The 14771-nt window shown below is 72.1% G+C and carries 10 protein-coding genes; all 10 read right to left on the bottom strand.

Annotated elements, in window-relative coordinates:
• Entirely contained in the window at positions 1 to 1206 is a 1206-nt protein-coding gene (locus ACFVVO_RS27675; RefSeq protein ID WP_390058357.1) for a glycosyltransferase family 2 protein, read from the bottom strand.
• Positions 1207 to 1467: 261 nt separating this feature from the next.
• The gene (locus tag ACFVVO_RS27670; protein ID WP_390058355.1) at positions 1468 to 3591 is read right to left on the bottom strand and encodes a hypothetical protein; all 2124 of its coding nucleotides are present in this window, start codon (positions 3589 to 3591) and stop codon (positions 1468 to 1470) included.
• Between the two features lie 175 nt (positions 3592 to 3766).
• Positions 3767 to 5263 carry a D-ribitol-5-phosphate cytidylyltransferase gene (locus ACFVVO_RS27665; protein ID WP_390058353.1) on the bottom strand — a complete coding sequence of 499 codons (1497 nt, stop codon included), beginning with the start codon at positions 5261 to 5263 and terminating at the stop codon, positions 3767 to 3769.
• Between the two features lie 211 nt (positions 5264 to 5474).
• Positions 5475 to 5828 carry a hypothetical protein gene (locus ACFVVO_RS27660; protein WP_390058351.1) on the bottom strand — a complete coding sequence of 118 codons (354 nt, stop codon included), beginning with the start codon at positions 5826 to 5828 and terminating at the stop codon, positions 5475 to 5477.
• Positions 5825 to 6037, bottom strand: coding sequence for a hypothetical protein (locus ACFVVO_RS27655; protein ID WP_390058349.1), 213 nt, complete (start codon positions 6035 to 6037; stop codon positions 5825 to 5827). The genes ACFVVO_RS27660 and ACFVVO_RS27655 overlap by 4 nt, the downstream gene beginning before the upstream one ends.
• 79 nt (positions 6038 to 6116) lie before the next feature.
• On the bottom strand, positions 6117 to 7670 hold the full coding sequence (locus ACFVVO_RS27650; RefSeq protein WP_390058347.1) for an alkaline phosphatase D family protein: 1554 nt from the start codon (positions 7668 to 7670) through the stop codon (positions 6117 to 6119).
• A gap of 364 nt (positions 7671 to 8034) precedes the next feature.
• Positions 8035 to 9483 carry a GTPase ObgE gene (gene obgE, locus ACFVVO_RS27645; protein WP_390058345.1) on the bottom strand — a complete coding sequence of 483 codons (1449 nt, stop codon included), beginning with the start codon at positions 9481 to 9483 and terminating at the stop codon, positions 8035 to 8037.
• Positions 9484 to 9599: 116 nt separating this feature from the next.
• Positions 9600 to 9854: a 50S ribosomal protein L27 gene (rpmA, locus tag ACFVVO_RS27640; RefSeq protein WP_390058343.1), complete on the bottom strand. Its 255-nt coding sequence runs from the start codon at positions 9852 to 9854 to the stop codon at positions 9600 to 9602.
• Between the two features lie 14 nt (positions 9855 to 9868).
• Positions 9869 to 10189, bottom strand: a complete 321-nt coding sequence (gene rplU, locus ACFVVO_RS27635; RefSeq protein WP_200303235.1) for a 50S ribosomal protein L21 — start codon at positions 10187 to 10189, stop codon at positions 9869 to 9871.
• A 232-nt stretch (positions 10190 to 10421) separates the two neighbouring features.
• A complete protein-coding gene (locus tag ACFVVO_RS27630) occupies positions 10422 to 14681 on the bottom strand; it encodes an Rne/Rng family ribonuclease (protein ID WP_390058340.1) in 4260 nt (1419 codons plus the stop codon).
• Positions 14682 to 14771: the final 90 nt, after the last annotated feature.

Genomic DNA, 14771 nt, shown 5'->3' with positions numbered 1-14771 from the left:
TCAGGCCGCCGCCGCGCCGATCCCGCCGCTCGGCAGCAGCCGCCTGATCCTCCGCAGCGCCCGGCGCGGTAGGGAGCGGGCGGCCGGCTCGCGGTAGCCCGGGAAGGCGCGGGCCTCACGGGGTTCGGCGAGATACACGTCGTCGGGGATGCCGGCCGCCTCGGACCGGAAGTGCGGGTAGGCGAGATACAGGCGGGTGCCGCGCTTCTCCAGCAGCGCGGCGGCCTGCTTCCCGGCCCGTACGAACTCCACGACGTCCAGCAGCGGCTCGGCCCGCTGCTCGGCCACCAGGTGCAGCCGCAGCCGCTCGTGGACCTTCAGGCGGCGGGCCACCCCCGGCGTCCAGTAGGCGTCCATCAGCGGCTTCGCCAGCTCGAGCTTGTTCCGGCGGACCGCCTCGCCGTCCTTGAGGAACTTGGGCCCGAACTGCGGCAGCAGGGTGATGAGGAAGGGCCGGACCATCAGGTCGTCGCGCCGGGGGCCGGCCGGGACCATGTCGGCGATCAGCTTCATCAGGGCGCGCGCGGAGTCGAAGCGCAGCGTGTAGCTGCCGGTCTTCGTCACATGCTTGCCGTCCTCGCGGCCCACCAGGTAGTAGCAGGTGTGATCGGCGAGCACCGAGACGCCGTCCGCCCGCAGGTAGGCCTCCAGGGTGAAGAGCGCGTCCTCGCCGGTCCACAGCGATTCGTCGAACCGCATGCCGTGCCGCTCCAGCAGCGCACGGCGGAACAGTTTCTGCGCGCTCAGCGTGAACTTGATGTTGGAGGAGAAGACGTCGGTCCGCTCGAGGGTCCGGCCGAACATCGACTTCGGCGGGGTGCGGTTGACGCCCTCGACCCGGCCGAGGACGACGTCGGTGCCGTTCCGGTCGGCCATGGCGACCATGCGTTCCAGGGCCTCGGCCCCGAGCCGGTCGTCGGCGTCGAGGAAGAAGACGTAGCGTCCGGCCGCCTTGCCGAGGCCGACGTTGCGCGGGCCGCTGGGGGTGCCGGAGTTCTCCTGGCGGACGACGGTGACCGGCATCTCGACGCGGGCCGCGAACTCCTCCAGGTACTCCCCCGTGCCGTCCGTCGAGCCGTCGTCGACCGCGATGACCTCCATGCGGGCCGGGCCGATGGTCTGTGCCTCGACCGACGCCAGGCAGTCGACCAGATACGGCATCGCTTCGTACGCCCCGATGACTACGGTCACATCAGGCTGCGTCACGACGGTCACGGTTCCCCCTTGGTCACAGGATTTTTCCCCCGAATCACATCATTCGCACCCTGTTAGACGGGTACCCGGTGGAGGCGGTTGCCTGACGCCGAGTGATGAGTGAGGCATGCCACACGGAGCGCGGCGACCGCAACCGAAGGTACGCACGGCTGGTAAGAGCTGCTCAGCCGTGCGACAGGGGGCGGTAAGGGAGACGTGAGAAGGGCCGGCCCCCGGAGTTCTCCGGGGGCCGGCCCTTGGGTGGCGGAGTCGTCAGACCGCGTTCACGTCGTCCGTCTCACCGGCGGAGGCGCTCCGCTGACCCGGCAGCGCGTTGGTCAGCTCGGCCGTCTCGGCGGGGTCGACGTTGGCCGCGCCCACCCGCGACTGCTGGCCGACGTTGCGGGTCTCGGCCTTCAGCGCCAGATCGGCGACCGCGGTGTTGAACTGGTCGATGGACTTCGGCTCGTCCGGGCCCAGCAGATACTGCTTGAGCTCCTTGCGGTCCCCGGCCAGCGGGTCGGCGGACGGGGCGCGGACCGCGTCCAGCAGGCCACCCAGCTCGGCCGCGCTGTTGGACAGGATCGTCGCGGCGCGCACGGCCGTGTTCTGCCGCTTGAACTCCTCCACGCCCAGCTCGCCGGAGTCCGTGACCGCGTACGGCTTGCCGCTCGCGATGAAGTCGGAAACCACCGAGGAGATGTCGGAGACCATCGCGTCGGAGACGTTGAAGCAGTCGTACAGGCGCGGCTCGGCACCGGTGATGACCTTGTGCTCGTACGCCGGGAAGGAATTCCAGTAGGCGGCGTTCCACTCGGCGCGCAGCCGGGCGATCTCCTGGTGCCGCTCGACGTCCACGATCCCGTCGCGGGTGGCCTCGGCCTCGTCACCCTTGTCGCCGCCGGCGCCGGCCAGCTCGGCGAGGCGGGCCTCGATCCGGGCCAGCTCGGCCCGGGCCCGCTCCTGCGCGGCGGCGGTGTCGGCGGTGAAGCGGGAGTCGGCGGCGCGCTCGGCGGCGGCCTTCTCGACCAGGGCGGTGACGCGCCGGTGCGCGGCGCCGGCCTGGGCGCTGACGGTGCCGGTGAAGGGATGCGGCTTGTACAGGACACGCACCGGCGGGTCGGCCTCGACCAGCTTCCTCACGATGTTCTCACCGGCGAGCACGATCGAGGTGTTGCCGGGGTTGCCGTCCCAGCCCTCCCAGGTGGGGGCGTACAGCACGGTCGGGATGCGGCCCTCGGGCACGCCCTGCCAGGTGGTGATCGGCGCGAGCTGCGGGCGGCCGACCTCGACGATGTCCTCGTCGCGGACGCCGACGTCGGCGATGGCGTAGCGGTCGCGGCCCGCCCGGCCGGCGGTCCACACCTCGTCGTACACCTTGCTGTACGGGTTGACGCTGGCCAGCTTGTCGCTGTCGCCGTGGCCGATGAAGACGTGCTTCATGGTGGGCACGCGGAGCAGGTGGATGTTCTTGCCCACGTTGGCCGCGTAGAGCGCGACGCGCACCGTCGACAGGTCCAGGTTCATCAGGTGCACCCCTCCGGGCACGCAGATGACGGGGACGGTGGTGGGGGCGATGTTGTTCAGGAGGGCGCGCTCGCGGAGGATGATCAGCGGCCGGGTCTCCAGCTGCTCCATCGTCTCCAGCCACATGTTGACCTGGTACGCGGAGTCCTTGGAGCCGGAGAAGTACAGGACCGTCTCCGGCTTGTAGGCGGCCAGCCAGTCGTCCACGGCGGCGAGCACGGCCTCGGCCCTCGGCGGGGTCCGCCGGCCGCGCACGTACGGCAGCAGCACCGCGACGTACAGGCAGCCGAGGGCCACGGTGAGCCCGGCGCCGATGAAGCCGACGAAGGCGTCGTCCAGCGCTGCGGAGACCAGGAGGCCGGCGACCGCCAACAGGTCGAGGTGCAGCATCTTCTCCGCGGAGCGGTGCAGCAGGCGGCGCGGCGGCGCGTCCGGGATGCGGATGCGGGACTTCAGGTCGATGTTGCGGGTGGCGACCGGCATCCGGCGGCGGTTGCGGATCAGCGTCACGAGCGCGCCATGGGGGGCCTGCAGGCCGTAGAAGGCGATGAAGCAGGCGACCGCGGCGTAGAAGACCAGGTTGTCCGCCAGGGACATCCGGGCCAGCAGCAGGATGAGCAGCAGCTGCCTGATCAGGAACCGGATCGACAGACCGGCCCGGACCTTGCTCAGGCGGTTGATCAGATAGCTGCCCTTGCGGTGCAGAAAGTGGTCCGCCAGGTACGTCACGGCGGCCGCGACCACGAAGGCGTACACGCTGGGGAGGAGCGCGGCCAGCATGAGGCAGGGGAAGCCCAGCATCATGAGGGCCGCCGCGGCCAGCTCGGCCGCGCTGCCCACCCTGGCGACGCGAATAGCGGTGGATATCACGGAGAAACCTGCTCTGGGAGGGGAGAGTGCCGGTTTTGTTCGGTATTGCCGGAATCGAGCGGCGAGCGTGGGCCGTACCGATTTTTAAGAGGTGTACGGACTCAGGCCTCTGCGAACGCCCAATGAATGAGCGAGCGCAGAGGCCTGAATTCCCAAAAGCTATTTACCGCGATTATTACACGCCGTCCTGACGGTCCAGCACCGAGGCCAGAGCCTGCTCGAACCCGGAGGCCGTGGCGGCGCCCGCGGTCGGGTCCTGCTGGCGGACGTCGATGACGTGACCGGTCAGCTCCGACAGCAGCACGTCCAGGGAGGTGCGGGCCACCGCCTCGGAGGAGAGCAGCGAGCCGGCCGGCTCCTGGCCGAAGGCCTTGGTGCGCATCGGGGTCGCGGTGCGCTCGGGGTTGATGCAGTTGACGCGGATGCCCTCGGACGCCCACTCGTCGGACAGCGCCTGGGTGAGGTTCACCATGGCGGCCTTGGTGGAGGAGTAGAGGCTGTACTCGGCGCGGCCGCGGGTGTAGCTGCTGGAGGTGTAGAGCAGGAGCTGGCCCTTGGTCTCCGACAGGTACTTGTAGGAGGAGCGCGCGATCTGCACCGGGGCCAGGTAGTTGACCTTCAGCGCCTCCTCGATGGTGGCGTTGTCGGTCTCGGCGAGCTTGCCGATGCGCAGCACGCCCGCGGTGTTGACCACGTAGTCGATCCGGCCGGTCTCCGCGTACGCCTTGGACAGCGCGTCGTCGACCTCCTCCGGGTTCTCCACGTGGGTGCCGGTGGTGGAGCGGCCCAGCGCGTACACGGAGGCGCCGTAGGACCCGGCGAGTTCGGCGATGTCCTTGCCGATGCCGTAGGAGCCGCCGAAGATGACGACCGTCTTGCCGGTCAGCAGCTCGCGGTAGTCCTCCTCGCCGTTCTGCTCCGGGGCGGCCGTCGAGGCGAGCTGGAACAGCTTGTCGGCGATGAAGACGTCGACCGGCTGGGTCACCTTCATGTTGTACTCGTCACCCGCGACGACGTGGATCGGCACGTCCGGCAGGTACTTGAGCACGACGGAGCAGTCGTCCGTGGCCTGGAAGTTGGGGTCACCGGAGGCGACGTCGTAGGCGCGGCGGATCGTGGACAGCTTGAAGGCCTGCGGGGTCTGGCCGCGGCGCAGCCGGGAGCGGTCCGGGATCTCGGTGATGAACTCGCCGTCCTCGCCGTGCGTGCGCGTGACGATGATGGTGTCCGCCGACGGGATGGCCACGTCCACGGCCTGGAAGCGCTCCAGCGCGGTCACGCAGTCGTCGATGACGCGCTGCGAGAGCAGGGGGCGCACGGCGTCGTGGAAGAGGACGTTGAGGTCCTCGCCCTCGGCCAGGCCCTCACCGAGGGCGGAAATGGCGCGCTCGGTGGTCTCGTTCCGGGTCGAACCGCCCTCGATGACCTTCTTGACCTTGGTGAAGCCGGCCTTGGCGACGATCTTCTCGATGTCCGGCACATAACCGGGCGCCATCAGCACGATGATGTCGTCGATCGAGTCGGCGTTCTCGAAAGTGGTCAGTGTGTGCTCGATGACTGCCTTGCCGGCGATCTTCAGCAGCTGCTTGGGGATCGAAAGACCCACCCGCTGACCGGTGCCACCGGCCAGGACGACTGCGGTGGTTCGGGGCTTGGCTATGTGCTGTGACACAGGCTGACCTACCTTGGGGCGACAGGGAACGTTCGAAATGGTCCCACTTCGGGTTACCGCTGTGCAAGGTGAGTGACGTCCCATGCATATGTGCGCGCCACCTGTCATTCACCTCGCGTCCCTGGTGATTGGGCGACGGCCGTCGCGAACCTCCGTGGAATTGCTGTGAGTAAGTCCACAGGTCCGTCACAGGCCCCGGCGGGACCGGTGTTCAGCGGCGCTCCAGCCGTTTCGGGCAGCGGTGACCGAGGACCCGGACGAGCCCCTTCGACGGCGTCTGGTGCGCACCGCGCGCGAGGGCGGTGCGCACGCTCGCGGAGGCGGCCGCCGCGAGTGCGCCGTACAGCGTCCGAGCCGCCACTTCCGGGGCCGTCCGGGGCTCCGCCGAGGACGGTACCGGCTGGTCGGGCACCGCGGCCAGCAGGCCCGGATCACCGAGGCCCCGGACGCCGAGCGCGCCGATCCGCTCCGCCGCGCGGGCGCCGATCGCGGCCGCCGCCCCGGCCGCCCAGTGGGGGGTGGCGATCCTCACGTCCTCGGGCGCGGGGCTGCACGTGTTCTTCATATGCGGGACGGCGCCGTTGCGGACCGGGAATACAGCTCGTCGGGCAGACCATTGCCGCGAAATTCGACATCAAGATTCCGCAGCATTTCGGTCTCGGCCAGGGTATGGGATCGATTCGCGGTGTCCGGAACCGGCCGCAGGAGATTCTCCGGCAGTCCGAGCAGTGCCTCGAAGGCGCGCATCGGCCCGCCGCGGTCGCGGTCGTCCACCACGACGACGGTGCCCCGCCCGCTCCCGGCGACCCGGTTCCCGCTCACCCAGGTTTCCGGCGCCCCCGAGTGGGCCGCGTCACACGGCCCGGACGCCGGGCTCGTCCGCGTCCACCCGCAGCCGCGCCAACGTGCTCGCGCCGGACTTCGGCGTCAGGACCGTGTCGACGATCCGCACCTGGGCGTCGAGACCGTCGCGGCTGATGTCGAGGAGGTGGTAGCCGCGGTGGGCGTCGATCACCTTCCAGTGCGGGTTGTCCGCCTTCAGCGGGTCCCACTGGGCGTGGAAGGCGGCCTGGTCCTGGTCGCCGTTGCTGGAGATGGAGGTGCCGACGAACTCGGCGCCGACGACGGCGGACCCGGGGTCGGCGAAGTCCCTCTTGAGGTCGCTGATCATCGTCAGGTGCCGGTCGCCGCTGAGCACGACCGGGTTGCGGACGCCGGCGAACTCCTTCAGCAGGGCGTTGCGTTCGGCCTGGTAGCCGTCCCAGGCGTCGTAGTACCAGAGCTTGCCGTCGCCGGGCAGCAGGTCGGTCTCGGCCATCATGATCTGCGAGGCGACGAGGTTCCAGTGGGCCGGTGAGCCGTGCAGCCCGTCCAGCAGCCACCGCTTCTGCGCGGCGCCGAGCATGGTGAGCGCCGGGTCCTCGGCACCGGCCCGGCTCGTGGCCTGGTCGCCGCGGAACTGCCGGGTGTCCAGCACGTTGAGCCTGGCCAGGCGGCCGAACTCCAGGCGGCGGTACATCCGGATGTGCGGACCGTCCGGGACGGCGGTGGCGCGGACCGGCATGTGCTCGTAGTAGGCCTGGTACGCGGCGGTCAGCCGGGCCGTGAACGCGTCGTGCGACTGCTTGCCGGGGTCCTGCGGGACCTCGCCGGCGTAGTCGTTGTCGACCTCGTGGTCGTCGAAGGTGACCACCCAGGGGGCGTTCGCGTGCATCGTGGCGAGGTCGGGGTCGGTGCGGTACTGGGCGTAGCGGTTGCGGTACTCGACGAGCGTGTACGGCTCCCCGGTGCCCTCGTGCCGCCGTACGGCCGTCGCGGACGGCGTGGACTCGTAGATGTAGTCGCCGACGAAGAGGACGATGTCCGGGTCCTGGGCGAGCATGTCGGCGTACGGCGTGAAGTAGCCGTGCTGCCAGTTCTGGCAGGAGGCGAGGGCGACGCGCAGGGAGCCGCCCCGCTGGTGCGGGTGGGGCGCGGTGCGGGTCCGGCCGGTGGGCGAGAGCTGCCCGCCCACGCGGAAGCGGTACCAGTACCGGCGGTCCGGGCGCAGCCCCCGTACGTCCACGTGCACGCTGTGCCCGTACTCGGGACGGGCCTGGGCGGTGCCCCGGCGGGCGGTCCGGCGGAACCGCTCGTCCTCGGCGAGTTCCCACTCCACCGGGACGATCGTGTCCGGCATCCCGCCGCCGTTGAGCGGGTCGGGGGCGAGCCGGGTCCACAGCACGATGCCGTCGGGCAGCGGGTCGCCGGAGGCGACACCGAGGGTGAACAGGCCGTCGGGGAGCGGGTTGCCGGCGGCGCGGGCGGTGCCCGGCAGCCAGAGCTGGGCGGAGGCCGCGGCGCCGAGGACGGCGGCGCCCGCGGTCAGAAAGCGGCGTCGCTCGGGCTGCGGTGCTGCTCCGGTCATTCGGCTGACTCCCCTGCCACACGGGCCTCTTGGGCTTCACTCGCGGACCCTCGGAAGCTCCCACGGGCGGACGGCCCGGCCGCCGAACGACAGCATTCGCGCGCATGACAAGTAGGCGGACAACAGAAGACCCGTCGCGGCACCGGGTCCACGTGGAGAACGTGGCGGTGCCGCGACGGGTCACGGAGTGTCAGAAAATGTGCTGGGTCGAGGAGTTCGGCAGGGCGGACCCCGAGGTGCTCAGGTCGTGCGCGGTGCCGTACAGCACCGCCGGACAGGAAGCGACCCGGAAGGGGATCGGAATCCCTTTCCGGGTCACACGGTTCGACTCACCCGGCGTTCACCGCTGCGCGCCCGCCCGGTTCTACTCGAACGGGTCGAACTCGTCGTACTCGCGCAGCGACTCGTCCCGCTCGGCCTGCTTGTCGCGCCGCCGCTGGGCGGCCGGCCGGGCCGCGTCGAAGCGGTGGTCCTCACCGCGCCGGCCCAGCATCTCGGCGCCCGCCATGGCGGTCGGCTCCCAGTCGAAGACGACCGCGTTCTCCTCGGGCCCGATGGCCACGCCGTCGCCGACGCGGGCGCCCGCCTTCATCAACTGCTCCTCGACACCGAGGCGGTTCAGGCGGTCGGCGAGGTAGCCGACGGCCTCGTCGTTGTTGAAGTCGGTCTGCCGTACCCAGCGCTCCGGCTTCTCGCCGCGCACCCGGAACAGCGGCTCGCCGCCGACATCCTCGCGGGTGACCGTGAAGCCCGCGTCGTCCACGGCCTTCGGCCGGATGACGATCCGCGTCGCCTCCTCCTTCGGCCGGGCGGCGCGCGCCTTCCCGACCAGCTCGCCGAGCGCGAAGGACAGCTCCCGCAGCCCGATGTGGGCCACCGCCGACACCTCGAAGACGAGGTAGCCGCGCTCCTCCAGGTCGGGGCGGACCAGCTCGGCGAGGTCCTTGCCGTCCGGCACGTCGACCTTGTTCAGGACGACGATCCGGGGCCGGTTGTCCAGGCCGCCGTACTGCCGCAGCTCCTCCTCGATGATGTCGAGGTCGGAGACCGGGTCGCGGTCGGACTCGAGGGTCGCGGTGTCCAGCACGTGCACCAGCACGCTGCACCGCTCCACGTGGCGAAGGAACTCCAGGCCCAGACCCTTGCCCTGGCTGGCGCCCGGGATCAGGCCCGGCACGTCGGCGATGGTGTAGACGGTCGAACCGGCCGTGACGACACCCAGGTTGGGCACCAGGGTGGTGAACGGGTAGTCGGCGATCTTCGGCTTGGCCGCGCTGAGCACCGAGATCAGCGAGGACTTGCCCGCGCTCGGGTAACCCACCAGGGCCACGTCCGCGACCGTCTTCAGCTCCAGGACGATGTCCTGCAGGTCCCCCGGCTCGCCGAGCAGCGCGAAGCCGGGCGCCTTGCGGCGGGCGGAGGCCAGCGCCGCGTTGCCGAGGCCGCCCCGGCCGCCCTGCGCGGCGATGTACGAGGTGCCGTGGCCGACCAGGTCGGCGACCACGTTGCCGGCCTTGTCCAGGACGACGGTGCCGTCCGGCACGGGCAGGACCAGGTCCTGGCCCTCCTTGCCGGAGCGGTTGCCGCCCTCGCCGGGCTTGCCGTTGGTCGCCTTGCGGTGCGGGGAGTGGTGGTAGTCGAGCAGCGTGGTGACCGACTGGTCGACAGTCAGGATCACGTCGCCGCCACGGCCGCCGTTGCCGCCGTCCGGGCCGCCGAGCGGCTTGAACTTCTCACGGTGAACGGAGGCACAGCCGTGGCCTCCGTTACCCGCGGCGACATGCAGCTCGACGCGGTCCACGAAGGTGGTCATGGTTCATGCCTCCAGAACTACGGTGATGTCTCTTGCGTAACACGCGAAAGGCGGACCCGCCTTCCCGATCGGGAAGTGAGGTCCGCCTCGCGAAAGGTTCGAACGGAACGCTCGGGTCAGGCGACCGGAACGACGTTCACGACCTTGCGGCCACGGTGGCTACCGAACTCCACCGCACCGGCCTGCAGCGCGAACAGCGTGTCGTCGCCGCCACGGCCCACGCCGGCGCCCGGGTGGAAGTGGGTGCCACGCTGGCGGACCAGGATCTCACCCGCGTTGACGACCTGACCGCCGAAGCGCTTCACGCCGAGCCGCTGGGCATTGGAGTCGCGACCGTTCCGGGTGGACGATGCGCCCTTCTTGTGTGCCATGTCTCCTCAGTCCCTTACTTCGCAGCCGCGGGGATCTCAGTGACCTTGATCGCCGTGTACTGCTGGCGGTGGCCCTGACGACGGCGGTAGCCGGTCTTGTTCTTGTAGCGAAGGATGTCGATCTTCACACCCTTGTGGTGGTCCACGACCTCGGCCTGGACCTTGATGCCGGCCAGCACCCACGGGTCGCTGGTCACAGCGTCGCCGTCGACAACGAGCAGGGTCGAGAGCTCGACCGTGTCGCCAACATTGGCGGTGGAAATCTTGTCAACCTCAACGATGTCGCCGACAGCAACCTTGTGCTGGCGACCACCGCTGCGCACGATGGCGTACACGCGGATCTCACTCTCTCGCTCGGGAACGGCACCCCCGCAGTCCAGCCGCCCGGGCATGAACACGGACAGCCTCTCCCGGCCACCGAGGCACCCGGGAGGAAGAGGTTTACGGGAATGTGGCGTGTCACTCGACACGCCGACGGTCCAGGTTACGGGGCCACAGTCGAACGGGTCAAACCGGGCCCGGCGGGTGTGGGGCCGGTCACGTGGACCGGCCCCACACCCCAAGGCGTCAGCCCTCGTCGCCGGCGGGGACCGTGGTGGTCTTCTTCGCCGTCGTCTTGGCGGCGGCCGTCTTGGCCGCCTTCTTGGCCGTCGTCTTCTTGGCGGCCGTCTTCTTGGCCGCGGTCTTCTTGGTGGCCGCCTTCTTCGCCGTGGCCTTCTTGGCGGTCTTGCGGACCGCCTTCTTGGCCGGAGCCGTCTCCTCGACGGTCTCCTCGGTCACCGCAGCCTCGGTCGCCGTCTCGGCGGCGGCCGGGGTCTCCTCCGCCGCGGCCGACGGAACGACCGTCACGGCCGTCTCCTCGGACGCGGTCGGCGCGGTGGCCTTGCGCACGGCACGGCGGCGCGGGCGGGCGGGGGCGGCACTCTCCGCCTCCGCGGCCGGAGCCGGGGCCTCGGCCGCGGGCTGCTCCACCGGGGCGGCGGGCGAGGCCCCGGCTCCGGCCGGGGCCTCGGCCGCGGGCTGCTCCACCGGGGCGGCGGGCGCGGTCTCGGACACCGTCACCACGGCCGCCTCGGCTCCCGCGGGGGAACCGGCGGGCGCCGACACCTTCCGGGTCGCCCTGCGGCGCGTACGGCCCTTGGGCGCGGCCTCCTCGGCGGCGGGCTCGGCCTGCGGCTCCGGGACCATCTGGTCCTCGGCGGCCGCGGGCTCGGCCAGCGCCTCGGTGGCAGGCTCGGGCCGCACCGGGCGCGCCGCCGCCTCCTCGGCGGTGACGTCCTGGGCGGTCGGCGCGGCGGCGGCCACGGCCGCCTCCGTCCTCGGCGCCTTCTCCGCCTTCGGCGCACCCGCCGGGGCCGAGGCCCGGCGGCTCGCGCGGCGGCGGGAACGGCCACGGCCGGCCGCCGCCTCCGCCTCGGCGACGCTGCTGTACAGCTCCTCGTCCGGCGCGAAGTCCGGCCCGGGCAGCGCGATGGCCTCGGCGAGCCCGGCGGCCACCTCGACGGCGGTCTCCACCTCGGGCTCGACGGCCTCGCCGGTCTCCACCGCCACGGCGGCGGTCTCGTGCACGTGCTCCTGCGCTTCACCGCCCCGGCCGCGCTTCTTGCGCTTGCCGCCACCGCCGCCACCGGCCGCGGCCGGCTGCTCCATGTGGACGATGACACCGCGGCCGTTGCAGTGGACACAGGTCTCGGAGAACGACTCCAGCAGGCCCTGACCGACCCGCTTGCGGGTCATCTGCACCAGGCCCAGCGAGGTCACCTCGGCCACCTGGTGCTTGGTCCGGTCCCGGCCCAGGCACTCCAGCAGGCGCCGCAGCACCAGGTCCCGGTTGGACTCGAGCACCATGTCGATGAAGTCGATCACGATGATGCCGCCGAGGTCGCGCAGCCGAAGCTGGCGCACGATCTCCTCGGCCGCCTCCAGGTTGTTCCTGGTGACCGTCTCCTCGAGGTTGCCGCCCTGACCGGTGAACTTGCCGGTGTTGACGTCGACGACGACCATCGCCTCGGTCCGGTCGATCACCAGCGAACCGCCGCTCGGCAGCCAGACCTTGCGGTCCAGCGCCTTGGCGAGCTGCTCGTCGATCCGGTAGGTGGCGAAGACGTCGACCTCGCTGGTCCACTTCGACAGCCGCTCGGCGAGGTCGGGCGCCACGTGCGAGACGTAGCCGTGGATGGTCTGCCACGCCTCGTCGCCGCTGACGACGACCTTGGAGAAGTCCTCGTTGAAGATGTCGCGGACGACCCGGACGGTCATGTCCGGCTCGCCGTAGAGCAGCGTCGGGGCGTTGCCGCTCTTGGCCTTCTTCTGGATCTCCTCCCACTGCGCCTGCAGCCGCTCGACGTCACGGCGCAGCTCGTCCTCGCTCGCGCCCTCGGCGGCGGTGCGCACGATGACGCCCGCGTCCTCGGGGACGATCTTCTTGAGGATGGTCTTCAGCCGGGCCCGCTCGGTGTCGGGCAGCTTGCGGCTGATGCCGGTCATCGAGCCCTCGGGCACGTACACGAGGTAGCGGCCCGGGAGGGAGACCTGGCTGGTCAGGCGGGCGCCCTTGTGACCGATGGGGTCCTTCGTCACCTGGACGAGCACCGACTGGCCGGACTTGAGGGCGGCTTCGATACGGCGCGGCCCGTTGGCCATGCCGAGCGCCCCGAAGTTGACCTCACCGGCGTACAGGACGGCGTTGCGGCCCTTGCCGATGTCGATGAAGGCGGCCTCCATCGACGGCAGCACGTTCTGGACCTTGCCCAGGTAGACGTTGCCGACGTACGAGGTCGACTGCTCCTTGTTGACGTAGTGCTCGACCAGCACGTCGTCCTCGAGCACGCCGATCTGGGTGCGTTCGCCGTGCTGGCGCACGACCATCACGCGCTCGACGGCCTCGCGGCGGGCCAGGAACTCGGCCTCGGTGATGATCGGGACGCGGCGGCGGCCCTGCTCGCGGCCTTCGCGGCGGCGCTGCTTCTTGGCCTCCAGACGGGTCGAGCCCTTGATGGACTGCACCTCGTCGGACGGCTCGGCGGCCTTGCGGGGTTCGCGGACCTTGACGACCGTGCGCTCCGGGTCGTCGGTGGACGACTCGGGCTCGCCGCCGCTCTCACCGGCACGGCGACGGCGACGGCGACGACGGCGGCTGGAGCTGGAGCCCCCGGACTCCTCGTCCCCGGCCTCCTCGGCGTCCTCGTCCTCCTGCTCGGCGGTGTCCTCGGCGTCCTGTGCGGCCTGCTCGGCGGCCAGTTCGTCGGACTCGGCGTCCGTGCCCTCACCGGCCTCGCCCTCGGCGGCGTCACCACGGCGACGGCGACGGCCGCCCCGGCGACGACGGCGGCGCGAACCGGACTCCTCGGAGCCCTCGGCCTCCTCGCCCTCGTCACCCTCGGCGAGGTCCTCGGCGGCCTCCTCGGCCTCCTCCGGCTCCTCGGCCTCGGCGGGCCGCGTCTCCTCGGCGGCGGCACCCCGGCGACGACGTCGGCGGCGCGCGCCGGCCTCGGCGCGCTCCTCCGGGTACGCCTCGGTCTCCTCCTCGGGCTCCTCCGCCCCGGCGGCCTCGGCCGCGGCCTGGGCAGCGGCCCGCTGCGGGGTCTGGAACTGCGGCTCGGCGAACACCGGCGCCTGGAACACGGCCACGGCGGGGCGGGCCGGGCGTCGCGGTGCCCCGGCCTCGTCGGTCTCGGTCTGCGCGGGCGCGGCGAATCCGGTCGCGGCCTGCCGGACGACCCGGCGACGGCGACGCGGGGCGCCCTCCTCGGCGGGGACCTCGGCGGCGGCGGGTGCCTGCGGCGCCTCGGCGGCCTTGGGCTCCTCGGCGGGCCGGTCGGCGGCCGCGGAAGCCTCCTCGGCCGCGGGAGCACCGGCGGGCGCGGCGGTACCACGGGTGGCGCGGCGGCGGGTACGGCGCGGAGCGGCCTCTTCGGCGGCCGGGGCGGCCGTGGGCTCCTCCGTCGCGGCCTCCGCCTCGGGGGCGGGCGCGGCGGCGGCCGGTACGACGGCTTCGGCGGCGGCCGGTACGACGGCTTCGGCGGCGGCCGGGGTTCCGGCGGGCGCGGACGCACGGCGGGACGTCCGACGGCGGGTACGGCCGGCGGGCGCGGCCTCCTCCGTCCCGGCGGGGGCCTCGACGGCGGACGGGGCCTCCGCGGCGGAGGCGGCCTCGGCGGCGGCCGGAGCGGCCTCGGAAACCTCGGCGGCCTTCGGCTCACCGGCGGGCGCGGAGGCGCGCCGGGTGGCACGGCGACGCGGGCGAGCCGGGGCGGCGGCCTCGGTCACAGACTCGGACTCGGGCTCCACGGTTGCCTCCGCCTTCGCGTCGGTCTCGGCCCCGCTACCGGCGGCGGACACCACGGGCTCCGCCTCGGCCGGGGTTTCGGCGGGTGCGGACACACGGCGGGTCGCCCGCCGGCGAGTACGGGGGGGTGCGGGTTCCTCAGCGGTGCCAGGGGTCTCGGCAGCCTCGACCGGCTCGGCGGACCCGGCGGCCTCAGCGGCCGGTACGACCGTCTCGGCGGTCTCGGCGGCGGCCGGCGACCCGGCCGGCGCGGCGGCGCGGCGGGTGGCCCGGCGGCGGGCCCGGGCGGGGGGCGCGGGCTCCTCGGCGGTGGCGGGTGCCTCGACGGCCCCCGTCCCGGCCTGGGCCTCTTCCTCCGCCTCGGCGATCTCATCCGCTTCCGCGGCCGGTATGGCCGGCACGGTGACCTCGGCGGGGGCCTCGGCCGCGCCCGGCGGGCCCGCCGGGCGGGAAGCGGCACGGCGACGCCTGCGCGGCGGCAGGGTGTCGCTCGGCGTGTTCAGTTCGGAACCCTCGTTGGGTTCGGTCGGTTCGAGCATGCGGGCGTTTCTCCCGTCAGGCTCCCGGGCGCCGCGCCTGGTCCGGCGCCGGTCTCGAGGGACCGTTCACCGTTGACGTCCGCGGTCCGC

The organism is Streptomyces sp. NPDC058145, from assembly GCF_042884245.1.
Classification (GTDB): Bacteria; Actinomycetota; Actinomycetes; order Streptomycetales; family Streptomycetaceae; genus Streptomyces.
This window is presented reverse-complemented; position numbering and strand designations above follow the sequence as displayed.